Genomic DNA, 17,978 nt, shown 5'->3' with positions numbered 1-17,978 from the left:
TGTTTACTCTTTTAAATGCATCTTGTGGAAATAATTAAAAACATAGCCTTCTCTAACTCCGAAATTGGAAAAACGAATCTCGGTAGAGGGGGTCTTTTTTATTATCTCAGAAATTATTAGGATTCCACCTAATATAACTTCATACCTACCATCGCTTAATTCTTTGATCTGGCTTCTTTCTTCTAAGGAAGCATGGATCAACTGATTAAATAGGTCATCAATCTGATCAACCGTAATGACAGAATTGTGAAGTGTCTTCTTTCTTCTGTTGTCACGGTTCAAAATACTAGTTACGGCTCTTAACGTGCCACCTAAACCGACAAAAGTAGCTTTGGCTTCCATCCAATTAAGTCGATCTAAACGTTCACTGATATCTTTTCTTGCCGCTTGTAGTTGTTCACTTTTTATTGGATCACTTGCTAAATACAAATCCGAAATTGAAATAGCACCGATTGGAATACTGAGACCGTGTTTTAAGCGACCTTTTTTAGCCAAACTGATTTCACTGCTACCACCACCGACATCAACAATTAATGCATCCTTGATTCGCATAGTGCTGCGTACAGCCACGTAATCATAATAAGCCTCTTCTTGCTCATTAATGATTTCTAATTGCAGACCAGTTTCTTTAAGTACAGCAAAAATCAATTGTTCCTGATTCTTAGCCATCCTAACCGCTGCAGTGGCGATTAAACTAGTTCGATCTACTTGATACCTTTCAATTCGAGTTTGAAATTTCTTTAAAACATCAATGGTCTCTTCAATTTGATCATTAGTTAATAAACGACTTTGAGCAATCGATTTACCTAGTCGAACTGGCTCACGCCAACGATCCAAAGTTTTAAAGCGATTCTTTTTTGAAGATCGATACACCGATGTTCTAATGGAGTTAGATCCAATTTCAATAACTGCTAACTTCAAATTTACATCACATCCCATTGTATCAATTATATAAAAAAATAGGCCTATATAGTAGACCTATTTTTCACAAAGTTAAGAAATTAGTTCATTCTTTAATTGTTTTCTTTCATTAAAGAACTGACGATAACCTAAATAACACGAAATAATCGAACCAATACTAGTGGATGCCAACAGCATAAAGGTAACCATGATCTGGTATTTAATTGCTTTAACAGGATCAACTCCGGCAAAGATCAAACCGGACATCATTCCAGGCAAACTGACCAACCCTAACGTCTTAATTGAATCGATCGTGGGTTGCATACCACTCTTGATGCTATCTCGCAAAATATCGAGTGAAGCCAGTTTAATATCTGCACCTAAAGCCAATTTCTCCAAGATTTGTTGATGACGGTCGGTAAATGTCTGCATCATATTACGATAACAAAGTCCGATTGCGACCATGACATTACTAGCAATCATTCCGGTAACGGGCACGATCTGTTCAGGAATAAACTTGATTGAACCAGTCAAAACCAAGGTTCCCAAAGTAACGATCGTCCCTACAGAAATTGCTAAGAGTGATGATTGAAAGGCTTTGGGGATTCCGTTGCCACGCTTGCCGGCGTTATACGAAGCGTTGATTACAATGATCACAAAACAAGCTAAGGTCAACCAGATATCGTTGGCTTTGATAACGAATTTCAAAATATAACCAACAATTGACAGCTGAACAATTGCTCGGATAACACCGATTATAATATCTTTATCAATATGTAACTTTTCAATATAACCAATTATTAAGGCTACAAGGACTAATACGAAGCCCAACATTAAGGTTGAATTAGAAACTGTTAAATTAGCCATTGTCCACTACCTCCCCATCTTTGATCGTTATCTTGTCCTGCGAAGCTTCAATCTCTGACTCATCATGTGTGACACGCAAAATTGTTAAACCACGTTGATTGAATTCACTTAACATTGAATGAACGATATTTTTATTTTCCACATCCAAACCGGCAGTAACTTCATCAGTTATCAACACTTCCGGTGGAAAAATTAGATTGCGCAACAAGGCTATTCGCTGCTTCTCCCCACCAGAAACGTCATTAACGCTTTTATCTAGATAACTTTCATCCAAATTGACCATCTTCAAATACTCTTTAACCTTTTCTTCATCAAAAGTTTCATTACGAACTTCGAATGGAAAAGTCAAATTGTCTCGGACACTTTTGCCAAATAAAGTTGGCTGTTGAAACGCATAAGAAACTCTTTGACGGTATTTTGTTGGCTCATAGGAATCGATTGATTTGCCTTCAAACAATACTTTCCCCGAAGTGGGGCTGATCATCGAAGCCAAAATCCGCATGAAAGTACTCTTACCACTTCCTGATGGTCCTACTACGGTAATATACTTTCCCTTCTCAACTCCAACGCTGATATGCTTTAAAATCTCTTTATCCCCGACCTGATACGATAAATCCTGTACATCAAAAACCTTTTCCACAGTCATCTCACCTCTTCTATAAACTTATTAACCATTATCAACATGCTTATCTATAATACATAATAATCGGCTTATAAATAAAGTGATAGGCAATATGATTATTTTCTTAAATTGATTTTTGATAAATAGATTTAGATTTCCGTCCTCCACAAAAATTGGGAATGCTGTTGGAACGCTATGGGCGCGATTTTGAACTAATTATTTTACACTTTGTGCAAAATAATGGATTTCAAAAGTCGGCCTTATTGTAATCGTCAAAGCCGATAACAATAATCTCATAGCTGAACGCATTCCCAATTTTTGCTCCGGACTAAAGAGTACTTCGATTGTTTAGTTCGAGAAAAATGAAAGATAGTTAATTATAACTATTTTAATCAAACCTTTTAAGAACCAATTATCACTGAGGTAAATTTCGTTGCTGAACCAATTCCCTTGTTACTCCGGATTATTTCCCATTCTTAAGTCTTCAAGACAAAAACAACACTCATCTAGAAGCCTACAAAATACGTAAAATTACGTATTTTGAGTTCTAAATAAGTGTCTTTATTTTCTTGTACTAAATCTATTATTTTTTATCTGACTACATGAAACTAACAACTACTCTAACACTATAATCCTAACAAATAATACATAGAATCCGGATTATAGTCGGTAGTAGAAAATCTGTGGGCCCTCAGTGGTGAGATTTCTTAGCTTGCAAAGCAAGGTTAGTACAAGACCGAACTTGGAGATCCATGATTTTTCACGCAGTGAAAAATTATTAGCCTCAAGCCGTGTCCACCACGTTCCAGCGGCCCACAGGTTTTCTACTACCGACGGGCATACTTCCACTACATCAGTTGACATTTGCTACGATTCAAAATTGAACATATTCTATCCCAGTTGATAATCTTAATTAAGCAAATACACGTTTGACACCGGCGATGTTCCCGCGTCCCGAATAAATCGAGTGTACTTGTACGGAACCTGGCCATGATTCGATCATTGTATCCCGGTTCAATAAAATTCCTACGTGCCAAATCAGACCAGTTGAGGGATCTGTATAGAAAATCAAATCTCCTCTTTGACGATCATTAAAACTAACATTTGGTATACGACCATCACTCCAAAGCATGCGACTATTCCACTCATTACCCGGTTGAGCGTGTTGAATAGCTGACACTGGGGTTGGATTGATTCCGGAAGCGTACATTGCTTGTGTTACCAACCCTGAACAATCCAATCCATATTGTGGTGAACTAGCAGCACCCGAGATCCATGGCTGACCTAAATACTTGTATGCTTCATTGATCATGGCTTCGACGTGTTCAGATCTAGTACTGGTTTGATTAGTTTGCAATGGTGCTACATAGGAATCAATATTGTACCAAGAAGCTTCAGAGAAGCCCATACTCTTCCATGTAGCTAGGTTAACAGCTCCAGTAGCCGACAGTCCTCTGCGTGCTTGAAAACTTCTGACACTGGCTGCAACGGAACTATCATAAATTGTATGAACATTGGAGTAGCCAAAATATCTTCTAACCATCCAAACTTTGATACCTTCGACACCGTTATAAAGATCATAACCTACAGTTCCTACGGGTTTAATCTGCGTGTTTTGAATCTGCAACCAACCACTTGGATTTTGATAAATTGTTGCTGTAGTGGCATCGTCACTATTGACCCACGTGTTATTACCAATCTGGTAATAAATCAATCCATTACTTTTATCGATACGATTGTATTTCCAAAGTGAACCAGCAGCAAAATTAGCTTGACCGTTACGTTCAAAACCAGTTCCGTTATGGGAAAAACTAGCTCCACCCCAACTCTTAATCACAACTGTTCCAGATTTTGCATATCCGTAATTTACTACTACATCTTTAGATCTCAAATATTCGTTGGTTGCTACTCGATAATAAGTTTGACCTTGATATGTCAACACCTGATCCGTCATCCAAGAAGAGTTGGCTCCCAACTTCCTATTTTGAATCAGTTGACCATCTTTCGTATACAAATTAGTAACGGTCTTAGTATTAACGATAGCTTGAGAATTAATTTTTGATGCATTGGTTGTATCGGCTTTAACGCTTTGTGGAGACATCATCAATAAAGCTAAACCACAAACAAAAGCAATTTTCAGTCTTTTACTCATTTGTCTGTACCTCTTCCTTATAAATAACGACTGGTTAACTGCCGGCGTTAATTAACCAATTGGGATTTATTAATTTATAAAGCTATAATTTTTTTCGTAATAAATTTAACATCATATTTAATATTACTTAAATATTTAGGCGCGGATTTGATAGACGTTTCGTCTCCGGTATAGGTAGAGCAGTGATTTCATGCTTTTTTGTCTGTATTTTGGACACAAAAATAGCGGGTAACTTCCAGGGGTGAGTTACTCGCTTTTTTGTTTTTTCGTTTCTTTAGTTTAATGAACTTGGTTTCTATTCTAGATAACCATGGTTCTATGCAGAATAGTGGAAACGAGCTACGCAGGCCAATTTCCTGTGGTTTGCTACAGATCTGAAATTATCCGCAAGTTCGGCGGATAATTCCAGGTCTTAGGCAAATCCTCAGAAATTCCCAGGCCTGCTTCGCTCTCTTATTTGAAATGAGCTACTCAGGGGCAACTCCTTCCGGTTAAGTCAACTTATCTCTGCCGGCGCTTCGCTGCCGACTGAGATAAGTAGTCTTAATCCTCGGGAGCTGACCGCCCCTGCTTCGCTCTCTTATTTCTTGATTTCCTGTATTAACTTAGCTTGTGCTTCTGCTTTGAACTCTTTTTGAGCTTGTTGCATGACTTTCTTTTGTTCAGCTGATGTCATTGTTGGATTTGCTTGCATTGCCTTGGTTACGGCAGCTTTTACGTAAGCCTCTCCTTCTTGTTTCATCTGTGCTTTGAAAGTCTTACTCTTCATTTTCTTTTGAAGTTGGCTGGCCTGTGTTGTTGTCAATACTAACCAATCATTTCCAACTTTGAAGGTATTTGTTTGTTTAACAAATTCTTTATTATTATCCGAAATTCCAAATAGGAATGAATAGAAATTGTTCTTATATTCCCAACGTGTTGTTTTCTTAGTTAATGTGGCGGCTGAATAATTTCCAGTCTTGACTACATTTTTAACGTTAACATCCACTTTGGTTGTTTGTGGTTTCTTAGCTTTAGCTGTTTCTGGTGTGCGGTAAACGTACACGTTCTCTTTGCCACTAGTACCTAACTTCTTTTCTAAAAGTAAATTAGATCCTTTTTGAACTGATTGAATTTGATATGTCTTTTCATTAGTTACTTGCTTCATTCCAAAATGTCCATACTCATTGGAAATCAATAGTATCAAACTGATAATGAATAGAGCGATGAATGTGAATGATAATCCATATCCAACTTTCTTATTCTTTAAAAAGACAGCGAAGAAATAAGCTAGTCCTGCGCAGATTAAAATTGTAATTAGAATCATTATTTTTCACCTGCCAATTCTGTTTTCTTCAATTGATCAGTATCAATTGTCTTTGATTTAGCACTGTTTCTGACCATAAATGTAATCAAGAAACCGATTAGACAGAAGACGATGGCAACACCAAAGGCTGCATGATAACCACTCAATGTTGCATTGAAAAATTTATCTTGATAAGCCAATGGTGTGGCTTTAAGAATTGATTTTCCAGGTTTCAAATTATTTGTAACGTTAGTCAAGACACTGACTAAGATGGCTGTACCCATAGAACTGAAAACTTGTCTAACAGTATTATTAACGGCTGTACCATGACTCATTAGGTTGAATGGTAAAGCGTTCATACCATCAGTTGTAACAGGCATTAGGACCATTGAAATACCAAACATACGAATCATGTATAGAACAACGATATCTAGAACTGGCGTACTCTTTGTTAAGAATAAGAAAGGAATTGTACCAGCTGTTAACAAGAACATTCCCATACGTGCCAAATCCTTAGGTCCATACTTATCAAATGCATTACCAGTAATTGGACTCATAACACCAATCATCAAAGCACCTGGTAATAATGTTAATCCAGAATGGAATGCCGACATGCCTTTGACGATCTGTAGATACAATGGAAGTACCATTTCAACTCCGACCATGGCCATGTTAGTAACTGATGACAAAGCGGCCGCAATTGCGAATTTCTTTTCTGTGAAAACACGTAATTCCAAGAATGGTGTATCCATATGTAATTGGCGATAACCAAATAATAGAATGAAAATAACACCGACAACGATTGAGCCAATAACTTTCATTGAACCCCAACCATCATCACCAACAGACGAGAAGCCATAAAGAATGGCACCAAAACCAAGTGTTGATTCGATTAATGAAAGCACGTCTAATTTAGTACGACGTGTCTTGATAACTGGACGCATGAAGAAGAATGCCAAAATCAAAACGATGATGACAATAGGAATGATCATTCCGAAAAGTTGTCTCCATGAAGAGTTATCGATAATAAAACCTGAAAGTGTAGGTCCAATAGCTGGGGCAAGTCCGATAACTAAACCACCCAGACCCATGGCAGCACCACGTTGATTAGCTGGGAAAATTGATAACATAACCACTTGCATAAGTGGCATTGTGATACCAACACCGACAGCCTGAATCAAACGTCCAGCCAAAATAGTACCGAAGTTTGGTGCTGTAAAACACATAATTGTACCGACTAAGAAAGTCGACATTGCGATAATATACAAAATTTTTGTACTGAAATTGTTACTTAACCAAGCAGTAACAGGAATCATAATTCCGTTAACCATCAAAAATCCAGTTGTTAACCATTGAACGTCGGAAGTAGTAACACTAAATTCCTTCATCAAGGTTGGAAAGGCGGTGGTCAAAATTGTACCGTTTAAAACCGTACAGAATGTACCAACAAGAAGCACTAAAACCAAAAGGTTACGGTTGAAGGGCTTCCCATGTGCATCCACAATTGCTTTATCATTATTCGCCATAATAACAAATTCCTCTTCTCTTTTTTATTTAGATGGTATTTTGACACTATCGAGATTCTTATAAACCTTCATCAAAATATTCTCTAATTCTGTTTGTTCCTCAGAAGTTATGCCTTTAAAGATTGTTTCATTACTCTCGCTGAAAGCTTTGCGAACTTTACCATAAAGTTCTGAGCCTGCATCAGTAATACTAACAATCTTCTTACGACGATTATTAGGATCAGCTTGCCGGGATACAAATCCGCGATCCTCAAGTTTTTTTAGAGAACGAGCAATACTAGCTCCGTCAAATAAGGTGATCTCACCGATTTTATCTTGGGTACATTCACGTCTTTTATAGACAATGGCTAGCAAGATACTCTCAAAAGCATTTAAATCTTCTTTCTTCAAATAGCTGGCTGCAATTCGTTTTCTGACCATGGTGTATCGCATCACAAAACCAATCAAATTATAGTCATCCATAAAATCACCTCATTTTTCTCAAAAAAAACTTTAATTTTTTTAGAACAAAAAATATGCTACACCCGACTCTTGATAAAATCAAGAGTTAAGCATAGCATTTTTCTGTAAAAACGTTTTTATTTTTCAGAAATTAATCGAAATAGTTAACACCAATTGCTTTTCTAACTTCTGATAAAGTTTGGTTAGCAACGATGTTAGCGTTGTCGCTACCTTTTTTAAGAATATCGTAAACGCCAGGGATATCTTTTTCATATTCAGCACGACGATTACGGATTGGTTCTAGGATTTCTTGTAAAACATCGTTCAAATAACGTTTAACCTTAACATCACCTAAACCACCAGCTTGATATTGTTCCTTTAATTCAGCAATCTTTTCTTTATCTGTACCAAAGGCGTCTAAGTATGTGAAGACTGTATTACCTTCAATTTTACCTGGATCTTCAACGTGAACGTGATCTGGGTCAGTGTACATTGACATAACTTTCTTAGTTACTTCATCAGCTGGATCTGATAGATAAATGCAGTTACCAAGTGATTTACTCATCTTAGCGTTACCATCAATACCAGGTAATCTACCTTGACCCTTAGGTGGGAAGTAGCCTTCTGGCTCAACCAATGTATCCACATTGTAAGTATTATTGAATGTACGAACGATTTCACGAGCTTGTTCCATCATTGGTTCTTGATCGTCACCAACTGGTACTGTGTCGGCCTTAAAAGCTGTGATATCAGCTGTTTGACTAACTGGATAAGTTAAGAATCCAGCAGGAATACTTTGGCCGAAACTCTTTTGCTTAATTTCTGTCTTAACTGTTGGGTTTCTTTCCAAACGAGATACGGAAACAAGATCAAGATAGTACATTGTCAATTCATTCAATGCAGGGATTTGTGATTGAACTAAGATGTTAGTCTTAGCTGGATCAATTCCTACAGAAAGGTAATCTAGAGCTACTTGAATCAAACTATTACGAACTTTTTCAGGATTTCTAGCGTTATCAGTAAAAGCTTGCATGTCAGCAATCATGATGAACATCTTGTACTTGCCTTCATTTTGTAACTTAACACGATTCTTCAATGAACCTAAATAATGTCCAATATGTAATTTTCCTGTGGGACGATCCCCTGTCAAAATAGTATTTGTTTTCATACTTCTCCTCCTGGCTTCATTAATGCAAAAACATTTCTGAGGTGGTATAATGACTCTCCATAAAAAAAGCGTCCTATTATATCAAAATAATAGGACGCTTTAACGTGGTGCCACCTGTTTTGTAGAATATTATTCTACCACTTGAAGTTATAAGGTAACTAACCATACCCATTTCCTAAAACAAGGTTGATAACTTTTTCAGCCGTGAAGTTATTCTCTAGATTCAACTACTTGAATTAGTACTCAAAAATGCTTATGCTTTAATGTACTCTAATTGCTATTAGCATAATTAAAAAACGACAAATTGTCAACGAGAGGGATTTTAATGACGATTAATCAATCTAAAGACGAAGAACAAACACGTGTCAATCAAGTCGCTGAAAAAATCGACCAACGAATTGAACGTGTCGATGCCAGTATTGAACAGGCACATAAAGAAACTAGTCGTATCGAACGAAACTACGGTGAAAATACCAAAGTTAATACGACTGAAGTCGATGACCAAATGGAAACTAACGCTTCTGTTCAACAACAGAAACAATTGGTTGCTTTGGCTGTTGAAAATGAAAACATCTTAAATTCTAATAGACTCAAATTACAAAATCTCCAAGGCTCCCCTTACTTTGGCCGTATCGATATTGTCGAAGATGGTGAAGAAGATACCCTCTACATCGGTACTTCAACGCTTCAAGATGATGACGGAGAATTCTTAATTTACGATTGGCGAGCTCCTGTTTCTGGTATTTACTACAACGGGACTTTAGGAAATGTTACCTACCCTACTCCTAACGGGACCGCTGAAGTTGAATTGAAAAAGAAACGTCAATTCCAAATTGTCCACAATAAGATTCGTAATATGTTCGATACCAACGAAACTGTCGGTGATGAAATTTTACAATCTGTCTTGAGTGAATACAGTGATGAATATCTCAAAAGTATCGTCGCAACCATTCAACATGAACAAAATGTCATTATCCGTGACGTCCGTTCTGATGTTCTCTTAGTTCAAGGTGTCGCTGGATCTGGTAAGACATCTGCTATTTTGCAACGTGTAGCTTACTTGCTTTATCACAGCCGTTCAACAATGAATGCCGACAATATTGTTTTATTCTCACCTAATAAATTATTTAGTAATTATATTTCTGAAGTTCTACCTAGTTTAGGTGAAAGAAATATGCGCCAAGTTACCCTTAATGAATTCATTTCTCTACGTTTAAGTGGCGTTCAAGTAGAAACACTCTTCGAACGTTACGAAAAAGATGAACGCAATCTGCCAGAAGCAACTATTAAGATGCGTTTATACAAAGAAAGCGGCGATTTCTTAGAACATTTGGGACAACTTGAAAACGACCATCCCGAGCACACACCATATTTCGAAGATATTATTTTTGAAGGTAAGCCATTTTTCACAGGTGATGAGATTGCTGAAATTTATCAAGCTACTAATCCGGCCTATCATATTCCTGACCGTTTCCTACAAACTAAAAATGCTTTAATCAAACGTCTACAAAGACGAATTCATGAGGACCGTAACGAGGATTGGGTTCAAGATGAAATCGACAACTTATCTGATGAAGATTTCCAACAGATCATTACCGATCACAACATAGAAGAGTCTTCCAACCAGCGTGAAATCATTGCCGAAGAATTCCTACGTGAACGCTATGCACCGATTTATAACGCTTTGATCAACAACTATTTCTTCAACCCATATAAAGAGTATCTTTTCTTGTTAAATCAGATGCAACAAACACTCGTTTCCGATAGCATTTGGCAGACTATGATCGAATCTATCGACCATCAAATTGAAACTCATAAATTGAATTTGAGTGACTCTGTTGCCGTCCTTTATCTACGTGACTTCGTTACTGATGGTGGTGTCAATCACGCTATCCAACATATTTTCATTGATGAAGTTCAGGATTACACGATGGCCCAGCTAAAATATATTTCCCACGCTTTCCCTAATGCGAAGATGACTCTGTTAGGCGATCGTTCACAGGATGTTTTAACTAGTTCTTATCGTAAAAATGATTTAGTTACTGAAGTTAACGAATTGTTTAAAAAGAAACGTATTACTACTATTACTTTGAATCAGAGTTATCGCTCAACTGCTGAGATCACTAATTTTGCTAAAAAATTATTGCCTAATGGCGATGAGGTCAAAGCTTTCTCCCGTCAAGGTGAAGATCCAATTATTAAAGTTTTCAAGGATGATAACTACTATCAAGGTTTGAAAGAAACTGCTAAAGATTTGAATAAAAAATATGATACAGTCGCTATCTTGGCCCGTAATCAGGCTCAAGCGGAACAAATCTATACTCACTTTAGTGATGAATCAATCGTCACACTGGTAGATGCTGACTTCCGTTCTATTCCTAAGGGAATTCTGATTTTACCGATTTATTTAGCTAAGGGATTGGAATTCGACGCTGTTATTGGTCATGATATCTCTGCTAAAAATTATCCGGATCTTCGTAGTACCGATGTTCTATATACTATCTGTACTCGTGCTATGCATAGTTTGACGCTTTGCGTTGACAGTGAGGTTTCTCCTTTGTTACAAAAGGAACCTCAAAAATTGATTTCTGTTAACTAAATTTTTCCTAACAAAAAGTCGGCCAATTTATTGTTGGTCGACTTTTTTTCGTTCTTATTTTATTAACCATTGTTCTTTGCTGAATAGTGGAAACGAGCTACGCAGGGGCAACTCCTTCCGGTCAAGTCAACTATCTCTGCCGACGCTTCGCTGTCGACTGAGATAGTTGACTTGATCCTCGGGAGCTAACCGCCCCTGCTTCGCTCTCTCTATATTATTATCGTACCGACTGCGGCACTTACCATGGCAACGAATATTGCCATTTTTTCATCTTTGGTATACAGGTATGTCAAAGCGTAACACCAACCTAGAGCCATCATCATTAAGAATTGTAAGATTGACCCTGGTAAACTAATTAATCCGGCTATAATTCCACTAAAAATAATTCCCATTACGGCGCTATATGCTGAGCTTTCTCTGAAGAAATAATTAAAGAAAAAGCCTGTTTGTACTAACTGTTGTTGAATTGCAACAATAAAGACGTTAGCAATCATATTGAACACAAATACTTTTTGATCAGAACTAGCTATATCATCGTTTTGGAAACTTGGTAATTTTCCGGTTACTTGTAAATAACTAACCATGATTCTTAACAAGCAAACCATCACGATCATCAAACTAACTAAACCAATGTTTGAAACTAGTGAATAGGCAAAGCCCTCTGCTGTATCTGAAAATGAATTCTCTTCACGGACATATTTTCTAATCATTAAAAACAAAGTAAAAAGTCCAATTAGGAAGAATATTACCGTAATCGGTATATTCAATCCCTTTTGGGTTGCGGCTGCGTTTTTAAACATTAAGGTAACAACAGAAAATACTATCCAAATTATATATCTGACAAAATCTGTACTTGGGGATTCTCCTACACGCATAATTAATATCTTCCAATCAATAATTTTACTTTGCCATTATATCATACGGTAATACTTCATTTTAGGGGCGTTTTACATTATTATGAAGAGAGTTACCTAGGGGAGTTTTGCTCATGAATAAAAAGCAACGGATTTTTTATTTAGATTTTATTCGTGTCATCGCCATTCTTTTAGTTATTTTCATCCATGTATCAACGATTGACACTACTAAACATATTGGAACAACTGATTGGCAAATCGTTAAAATGCTTAATTATTTTGCCCATATCAGTGTCCCTATTTTTTTCATGATTTCTGGCACTTTAATTCTCAACAGTCAAAAGACTTTATCGTTAAAGTACACTTGGCAAAAAAGAATACCTCGAGTTGTTATTCCATTTATCCTTTGGTCAATTATTTTACCCACAGTTATTAATTTAACTTCCAATTTGTTGTCGACTAAGGATGTCTGGGGAAGACTGAAATTTATTCTTGGCAAACCAACTATACCAGTCCTCTGGTTTATGTACCCTTTGATTGGAATTTATATTTTGGCTCCAATCATTAAAACCTTTGTCGATAATGCTAATCTCAAAATGTTATTCTACGTTACCAGTGTTTGGTTGGTGACTTGTTCATTGATACCATCTGTCAACGTCATGATGTCTAAAGATATGAAACATGTTTTTCAGCTTTCACCAGTTTCTAACTTTTTACTGATTGGTGGTTTTACTGGTTACTTCATTTTGGGATATCTGTTGAGCCAAATGGATTTTAGAAATATCAGTAGTTTTGCTCTTCTGACTTTGTTCATCGGAATTGGAACTTTCGGTAATTTCTTTTCTGAATCTGTGCCTAAAACCTTTGACACTAACAATAGTTACTATGTGACATCTTTATTCATCCCTATCATGTCGATTGCTGCCTTCATTCTCTTGCAAAAGTGGGGCAGCAGCATCCGCTCAAGAGGAACAATTAGATTTTTCGAAGCTTTGTCACCACTAGTCTTTGGAATTTATTTATTACATTATTTAGTTATCTTTTTCGTTGAACCATGGTTTTTCAAAAATATTGATCTCCGTGGCATCCCTGCAACTTTCTTACGTTACATTGTTGTGATTATCATCACCACTGTAATTATTTGGCTGATTAGTTTCATTCCTGGTATTAACTATTTACTCATCGGTCACACAAGGTCAAAAAAAGAGCGGAACAAAACACGTTCAGCTTCCGAGTATTAATATTCAAAAAATAAGGACGATAACTCTATTTTGAGTTACCGTCCTTATTTGAATTAAGCGGAAGATGATGTACTTTTGTTCCGCATTTATGCTGCAATATCATAGATAAACATAGTTATTATGCACTAATCTTTTTTAGTCTTGGTCGTCTTTAAGAAAGAACCAAAAATAATTAAAATAACTCCTGCAATTGTTGCAAAGATGCTTGTTGCCTCACCAGTCTGTGGCAATGTTCCAGCTTCGTCAGTTGTACCAGCAGCAGGTGTTTCTGATTCACCCTTGTTGCCTTCAGTATTTGGTAGTAAACCTTCTTCAGCATTGTTTTCAGATTGATTGCTCTCAGAACCACCATTAGTGATTAGATTTTGATTGTTATCTTCATCAGTTGTTGCTTCTTCAGAATCAGAATCTTCTTCTTTGTCAGTATCTGGAGTTTCTGGGGATGTCGTGTTGCCACCGTTATCCTCTTCACCAGGCTTGTCAGTGTCAGGTTCCTTATCGTCGTTATCTTCGTTGTTATTTTCATTAGGTTCTTCAGGATCTACAGTGTTTCCTTCATTACCTTCATTTGGTTCTTCTGGGTTTTCGGGATCCGTAGTATTTCCTTCATTACCACCATTTGGCTCTTCTGGATTTTCGGGATCTGTTGTGTTTCCTTCATTACCCTCATTGTTATTGTTTTCATCAGGTTTCTCAGTCCAATTACCGTCCTCATCGATCTCCATTTCTTCCTCTTCATCAGGTTTATCGATATTTGAACCATCATTATCATCTTCACCAGGAAGAGAATCTACCAAACCAGGAAGAATCATAGGTCTTTCATATTCGGTTTCAATTTCTGAATGATCTTGAAGATCCCATCTATGCGATTCGGCCTTAATTGTGACCTTATCCGAAACAATATTACCATCTAAGTTAGCATTAACGGTTGTGTTGGCTTTTGGTGCCAATACGCTCCCTTGGAAAGGACGGTCAATATTCAAATCACCCGCAAATTGTTTATCTTCAGCTGTACTATCATAGAAATTCCACAATAAATGATTATCGTCAAAATATTCAGTTTCCTTATTAGGGCGTTCATCACCATAATAATTATCATCATCATAATGTTTTCCATCGTTGAAGAATAACTTCACTTGTGAAGTAACAGTATACGGATTTTGTCCTTTGGTATCAACGTTCATAACAACATTAGTTCCACCCGCATCGCCTGACAAACCAACAATCATTATTGGTGTTCCTGATGTCAAAACATCGGGATCCAAATTGATAACGATTCTATTATTCTCGTCAGGTTCATATTTTTCCAAACTAATAACCCTTGTATTAAAATCTGGAAAATCACTATTTTTAATGCTTACGGCTGGATCCATTTCTGATAACTTAACTGATTGAGATTCTAATTCTTTAAAATATTCTTCAAAATTGATGTACTGATTTCCATTTTTGTCCTGATAAGTTTCATCCTTAGTTAGATGATCAATATTTATTCCATTAACGTTAGTACGAGTACTGTCAGTGACATTAACATCGTTATTAGCACCAAATATAATCTTATTTACCCTACCATCGGTTTTACTAACGAATGAACTATTTGCTAAATCATTAACATTTTGAATATATGAAATATCCTCGCTAACTAAGCCTTCGTGTACACTAGTACCAAAATTAACTTTACCATTTAATGTTCCAACAGCGACGTTACCATTGGTATGTGTGTTTAAAGTAGCTTCATTAGCAAAGATATGGAATTTTGACGCATAACCTAGCATATTATTGGAAACGTCTGGGAAATCATCAGAAACATGTCCACCATCTCGAACATCATTATTAACAGCTTGTGTAGCTACTCCACTAGTAGCAACTGGTGTTTGATTTGCATTTGAATCTTGAGTAGAAACATTTTGTGTTGCATTTGTAGCACTTTGACTTTGACTTTGCACTGCAGCTTGTGTAGCTGTTCCCTTATCAGCTTGTGCATTATTATCATTTGCTTGGTTTTGATCTTGATTACCAGTACTTTGAGTTGTTGCCGTTGCACTGTCAGTTTCATCAGCATTGACAGTTGTAGCACTCATCCCTGTTAGCACTACCGCACTTATAGCCACACACGACAAAGCCCATTTTTTCCCTTTTCTCATTAACATAATTAACTAAATCTCCCTCATTGAATTTAGAATAATTATTATTATCTAATAAACCTGGTAATAATTTTATTTATATCGATTATTACGCTACTGTTTTTTATTGTCAAATAGCGATTTATTTAATGAGAATTTATTACCTTTTTAGTCTCATGGTTTGATAAATTGCGACTCCCAACGCCATGGCAGAGATAATCCCTAATCCCGTAAAACCTACTTTGGAATATAAAATTGCTCCAATTAATGAACCAAATGTCAGCCCTAAGTAGAGAAATGAACTGTTAAATGACATTACCGTTGAACGTTTGTCTGGAACAACACCAACAATGTACGTCGTCAAGGCTGTTACACCTAGTCCTTGTGCCAGTGCCAATAATATAAGAAAAATTATTATTCCCCATAAATGGTTTTGAGAAATCACCAAGCCAAGAATGAAAATAATTGATAAGAAACCATTGAGAATGACATCCTTCATGGCTCCTATTTTAGATAGCAACTGACCACCACAAAAACTGGCAATGAAATTACTTAAACCATAAGCAATAAAGATATTACCGGTTTGAGCAGTATTGAAATGAAAATTCTGATTTAAGAATGTTCCTAAAAAAGTGTAGATCAAATAAAATCCAAACATCCAAACTAGATTAACTGATAGAGACAATAGAGCTTTTTTCGACTTGATCAAAGTTTGAAAACTAGCTAAATATTTTAGTTCTTTCTGATTGCCCGTTAAATTGGGAACAACTAATAACAAAACGACAAAAGCTAACAAAGTTAACAAGATTGAACCCCAAAAGGCCATATGCCAATTAGATAATTGTGATAACAAAGTTCCCATAGGCACACCAACCGCAATTGACAAAGATAAAGCTGACATAGTAATTCCCATTACAGTATTTAATTTTTTATCGGTAAAATAGCCGCCGACCGTAGCCCAGATATTAGGCATTGTCACGGCGGCACCAATTCCTGCTACAGCTCTGCCGATATAAAATACTACGATGTTAGTAGCCTGGGCACAGACAAGACTACCTACTAGAAATACCAACAACCCCACTATTAAAAGTTTTCTTTTATTGAATCTATCTCCCAAAGGTCCGAAGAAAGGACTGCCAACGGCGTAACACAAGGCATAAATGGTTACCGATAAGGCTGCTTGTGCGGTTGTAATTACATAATCCTTCTCAATTGCTGGTAACAATGGCGAAATAATAAACGAATCGGCACCGATAACAAAAACCACCAAGAATAAGCCAATCACCAACAAGATATCCTTAATTTTATAAGTATTATTCTGCTTCATGATCAATACTTCTTTCCAAATTTTATAACAATATAAATCCAGAAATAAAAAAGCACAATACGAGAATTTAATGATACTAGGTATCAAAAAATTCCCATATTGCACTTTCAAATTATTAGGTTCTCATCTTTTCTGATGATACAATTCAGCTGAATTCAACCACTGGAGGTTCATTATGATTGCAGCTGACATGAGCACTAGACACGGTGAGCGCTGTCCTTTAGACAGTACCCTCAAGATTCTTGATGGTAAATGGAAATCTATTATTCTCTGTCGTTTGATGGAAAAAGAGATGCGTTACGGTGAGATTCTCAAAACTTTGCCCGGTTGTACAAGACGTATGTTATCCCTACAACTAGCTCAATTAGAAGATGATCACATTATCAAAAAAGAAATCGACACATCATTTGTCCCAATCAAAACCAGTTACCACTTAACTGACTTAGGACAGTCACTGGTGCCGATCATCAAAGCTATGGATAACTGGGGTCAAGTATATTTGGAAGCTCTGGATAGAACCGACTAGATCAGTTTTTTTATACTTCGATTAAAGATCAACAATTGTGAACCACAGAAAATTAAAATCAACCCTGTCAACAACACGTCGACTCCTTTTAACACGATCAAAACTGTACTCCACATATCCTTCATCAGGCCTAGGGAAAAATAGAAATAGACAAAAATTATTGGAATAATAATGACAAGATAAACAACTGTATAAACATAGCTTTTACTGATGATCAGATTTAAATCTAAGTCGAATTTCTGTGTCTTCATATCCATAACGTGAAAATGACGATCAATTAAGCAAATCAATACTAATGGATATAAAATCAGAAATAATGTATATAAAAGTGACATGCGCTTTTCTCCAAT

Annotated in this window: 15 protein-coding genes; 3 read left to right on the top strand and 12 right to left on the bottom strand. The window is 36.5% G+C overall.

The genetic code is table 11. The annotated features are described in order from the left end of the window. Window positions 1-3 precede the first annotated feature (3 nt). The 8 genes from U8526_RS05930 to trpS form a co-directional block, all read right to left on the bottom strand. The gene (locus U8526_RS05930; protein WP_334341047.1) at window positions 4-921 is read right to left on the bottom strand and encodes a Ppx/GppA phosphatase family protein; all 918 of its coding nucleotides are present in this window, start codon (window positions 919-921) and stop codon (window positions 4-6) included. A gap of 72 nt (window positions 922-993) precedes the next feature. Then, window positions 994-1,767, bottom strand: a complete 774-nt coding sequence (locus tag U8526_RS05925) for an ABC transporter permease (RefSeq protein WP_334341046.1) — start codon at window positions 1,765-1,767, stop codon at window positions 994-996. Beyond that, window positions 1,760-2,407, bottom strand: a complete 648-nt coding sequence (locus tag U8526_RS05920) for an ABC transporter ATP-binding protein (protein WP_334341044.1) — start codon at window positions 2,405-2,407, stop codon at window positions 1,760-1,762. Before U8526_RS05920 ends, U8526_RS05925 begins: the two co-directional genes overlap by 8 nt. 895 nt (window positions 2,408-3,302) lie before the next feature. Beyond that, window positions 3,303-4,541: a C40 family peptidase gene (locus U8526_RS05915; protein ID WP_334341043.1), complete on the bottom strand. Its 1,239-nt coding sequence runs from the start codon at window positions 4,539-4,541 to the stop codon at window positions 3,303-3,305. Between the two features lie 580 nt (window positions 4,542-5,121). Then, window positions 5,122-5,847 (bottom strand): DUF4811 domain-containing protein, encoded by a 726-nt coding sequence (locus tag U8526_RS05910; protein ID WP_334341042.1) that lies wholly within the window; start codon window positions 5,845-5,847, stop codon window positions 5,122-5,124. Further along, a complete protein-coding gene (locus U8526_RS05905) occupies window positions 5,847-7,352 on the bottom strand; it encodes an MDR family MFS transporter (protein WP_334341041.1) in 1,506 nt (501 codons plus the stop codon). Before U8526_RS05905 ends, U8526_RS05910 begins: the two co-directional genes overlap by 1 nt. A gap of 24 nt (window positions 7,353-7,376) precedes the next feature. After that, a complete protein-coding gene (locus tag U8526_RS05900; RefSeq protein ID WP_334341040.1) occupies window positions 7,377-7,814 on the bottom strand; it encodes a MarR family winged helix-turn-helix transcriptional regulator in 438 nt (145 codons plus the stop codon). A gap of 130 nt (window positions 7,815-7,944) precedes the next feature. Next, entirely contained in the window at window positions 7,945-8,961 is a 1,017-nt protein-coding gene (trpS, locus tag U8526_RS05895) for a tryptophan--tRNA ligase (protein WP_334341039.1), read from the bottom strand. Between the two features lie 325 nt (window positions 8,962-9,286). Here trpS and helD point away from each other — a divergent pair, with 325 nt between their 5' ends. Beyond that, complete coding sequence (gene helD / locus U8526_RS05890; RefSeq protein ID WP_334341038.1) at window positions 9,287-11,560, top strand: RNA polymerase recycling motor HelD; 2,274 nt, start codon at window positions 9,287-9,289, stop codon at window positions 11,558-11,560. Window positions 11,561-11,769: 209 nt separating this feature from the next. On the opposite strand, the gene U8526_RS05885 is transcribed toward helD, so the two are convergent. Further along, window positions 11,770-12,435 carry a CPBP family glutamic-type intramembrane protease gene (locus tag U8526_RS05885; RefSeq protein ID WP_334341037.1) on the bottom strand — a complete coding sequence of 222 codons (666 nt, stop codon included), beginning with the start codon at window positions 12,433-12,435 and terminating at the stop codon, window positions 11,770-11,772. Between the two features lie 113 nt (window positions 12,436-12,548). Between U8526_RS05885 and U8526_RS05880 the strand changes: the two genes are divergently transcribed. Then, entirely contained in the window at window positions 12,549-13,655 is a 1,107-nt protein-coding gene (locus U8526_RS05880; RefSeq protein ID WP_334341036.1) for an acyltransferase, read from the top strand. Window positions 13,656-13,780: 125 nt separating this feature from the next. Here U8526_RS05880 and U8526_RS05875 read toward each other — a convergent pair whose 3' ends face one another. Next, complete coding sequence (locus U8526_RS05875) at window positions 13,781-15,802, bottom strand: collagen-binding domain-containing protein (RefSeq protein WP_334341035.1); 2,022 nt, start codon at window positions 15,800-15,802, stop codon at window positions 13,781-13,783. A 133-nt stretch (window positions 15,803-15,935) separates the two neighbouring features. Further along, the gene (locus U8526_RS05870; RefSeq protein WP_334341034.1) at window positions 15,936-17,102 is read right to left on the bottom strand and encodes an MFS transporter; all 1,167 of its coding nucleotides are present in this window, start codon (window positions 17,100-17,102) and stop codon (window positions 15,936-15,938) included. A 175-nt stretch (window positions 17,103-17,277) separates the two neighbouring features. Here U8526_RS05870 and U8526_RS05865 point away from each other — a divergent pair, with 175 nt between their 5' ends. After that, window positions 17,278-17,628 (top strand): winged helix-turn-helix transcriptional regulator, encoded by a 351-nt coding sequence (locus U8526_RS05865; protein WP_334341033.1) that lies wholly within the window; start codon window positions 17,278-17,280, stop codon window positions 17,626-17,628. Here the strand turns inward: U8526_RS05865 and U8526_RS05860 are convergent. Continuing rightward, window positions 17,625-17,963 carry a hypothetical protein gene (locus tag U8526_RS05860; protein ID WP_334341032.1) on the bottom strand — a complete coding sequence of 113 codons (339 nt, stop codon included), beginning with the start codon at window positions 17,961-17,963 and terminating at the stop codon, window positions 17,625-17,627. The two genes, U8526_RS05865 and U8526_RS05860, sit on opposite strands and share 4 nt — an antisense overlap. Window positions 17,964-17,978 lie beyond the last annotated feature (15 nt).

Origin of the sequence: Companilactobacillus sp. HBUAS56275 (assembly GCF_036913655.1) — a bacterium.
GTDB lineage: Bacteria > Bacillota > Bacilli > Lactobacillales > Lactobacillaceae > Companilactobacillus > Companilactobacillus pullicola.
Note: the sequence above shows the minus strand (reverse complement) of the source record. Positions and strands in the feature narration are given on the sequence as shown.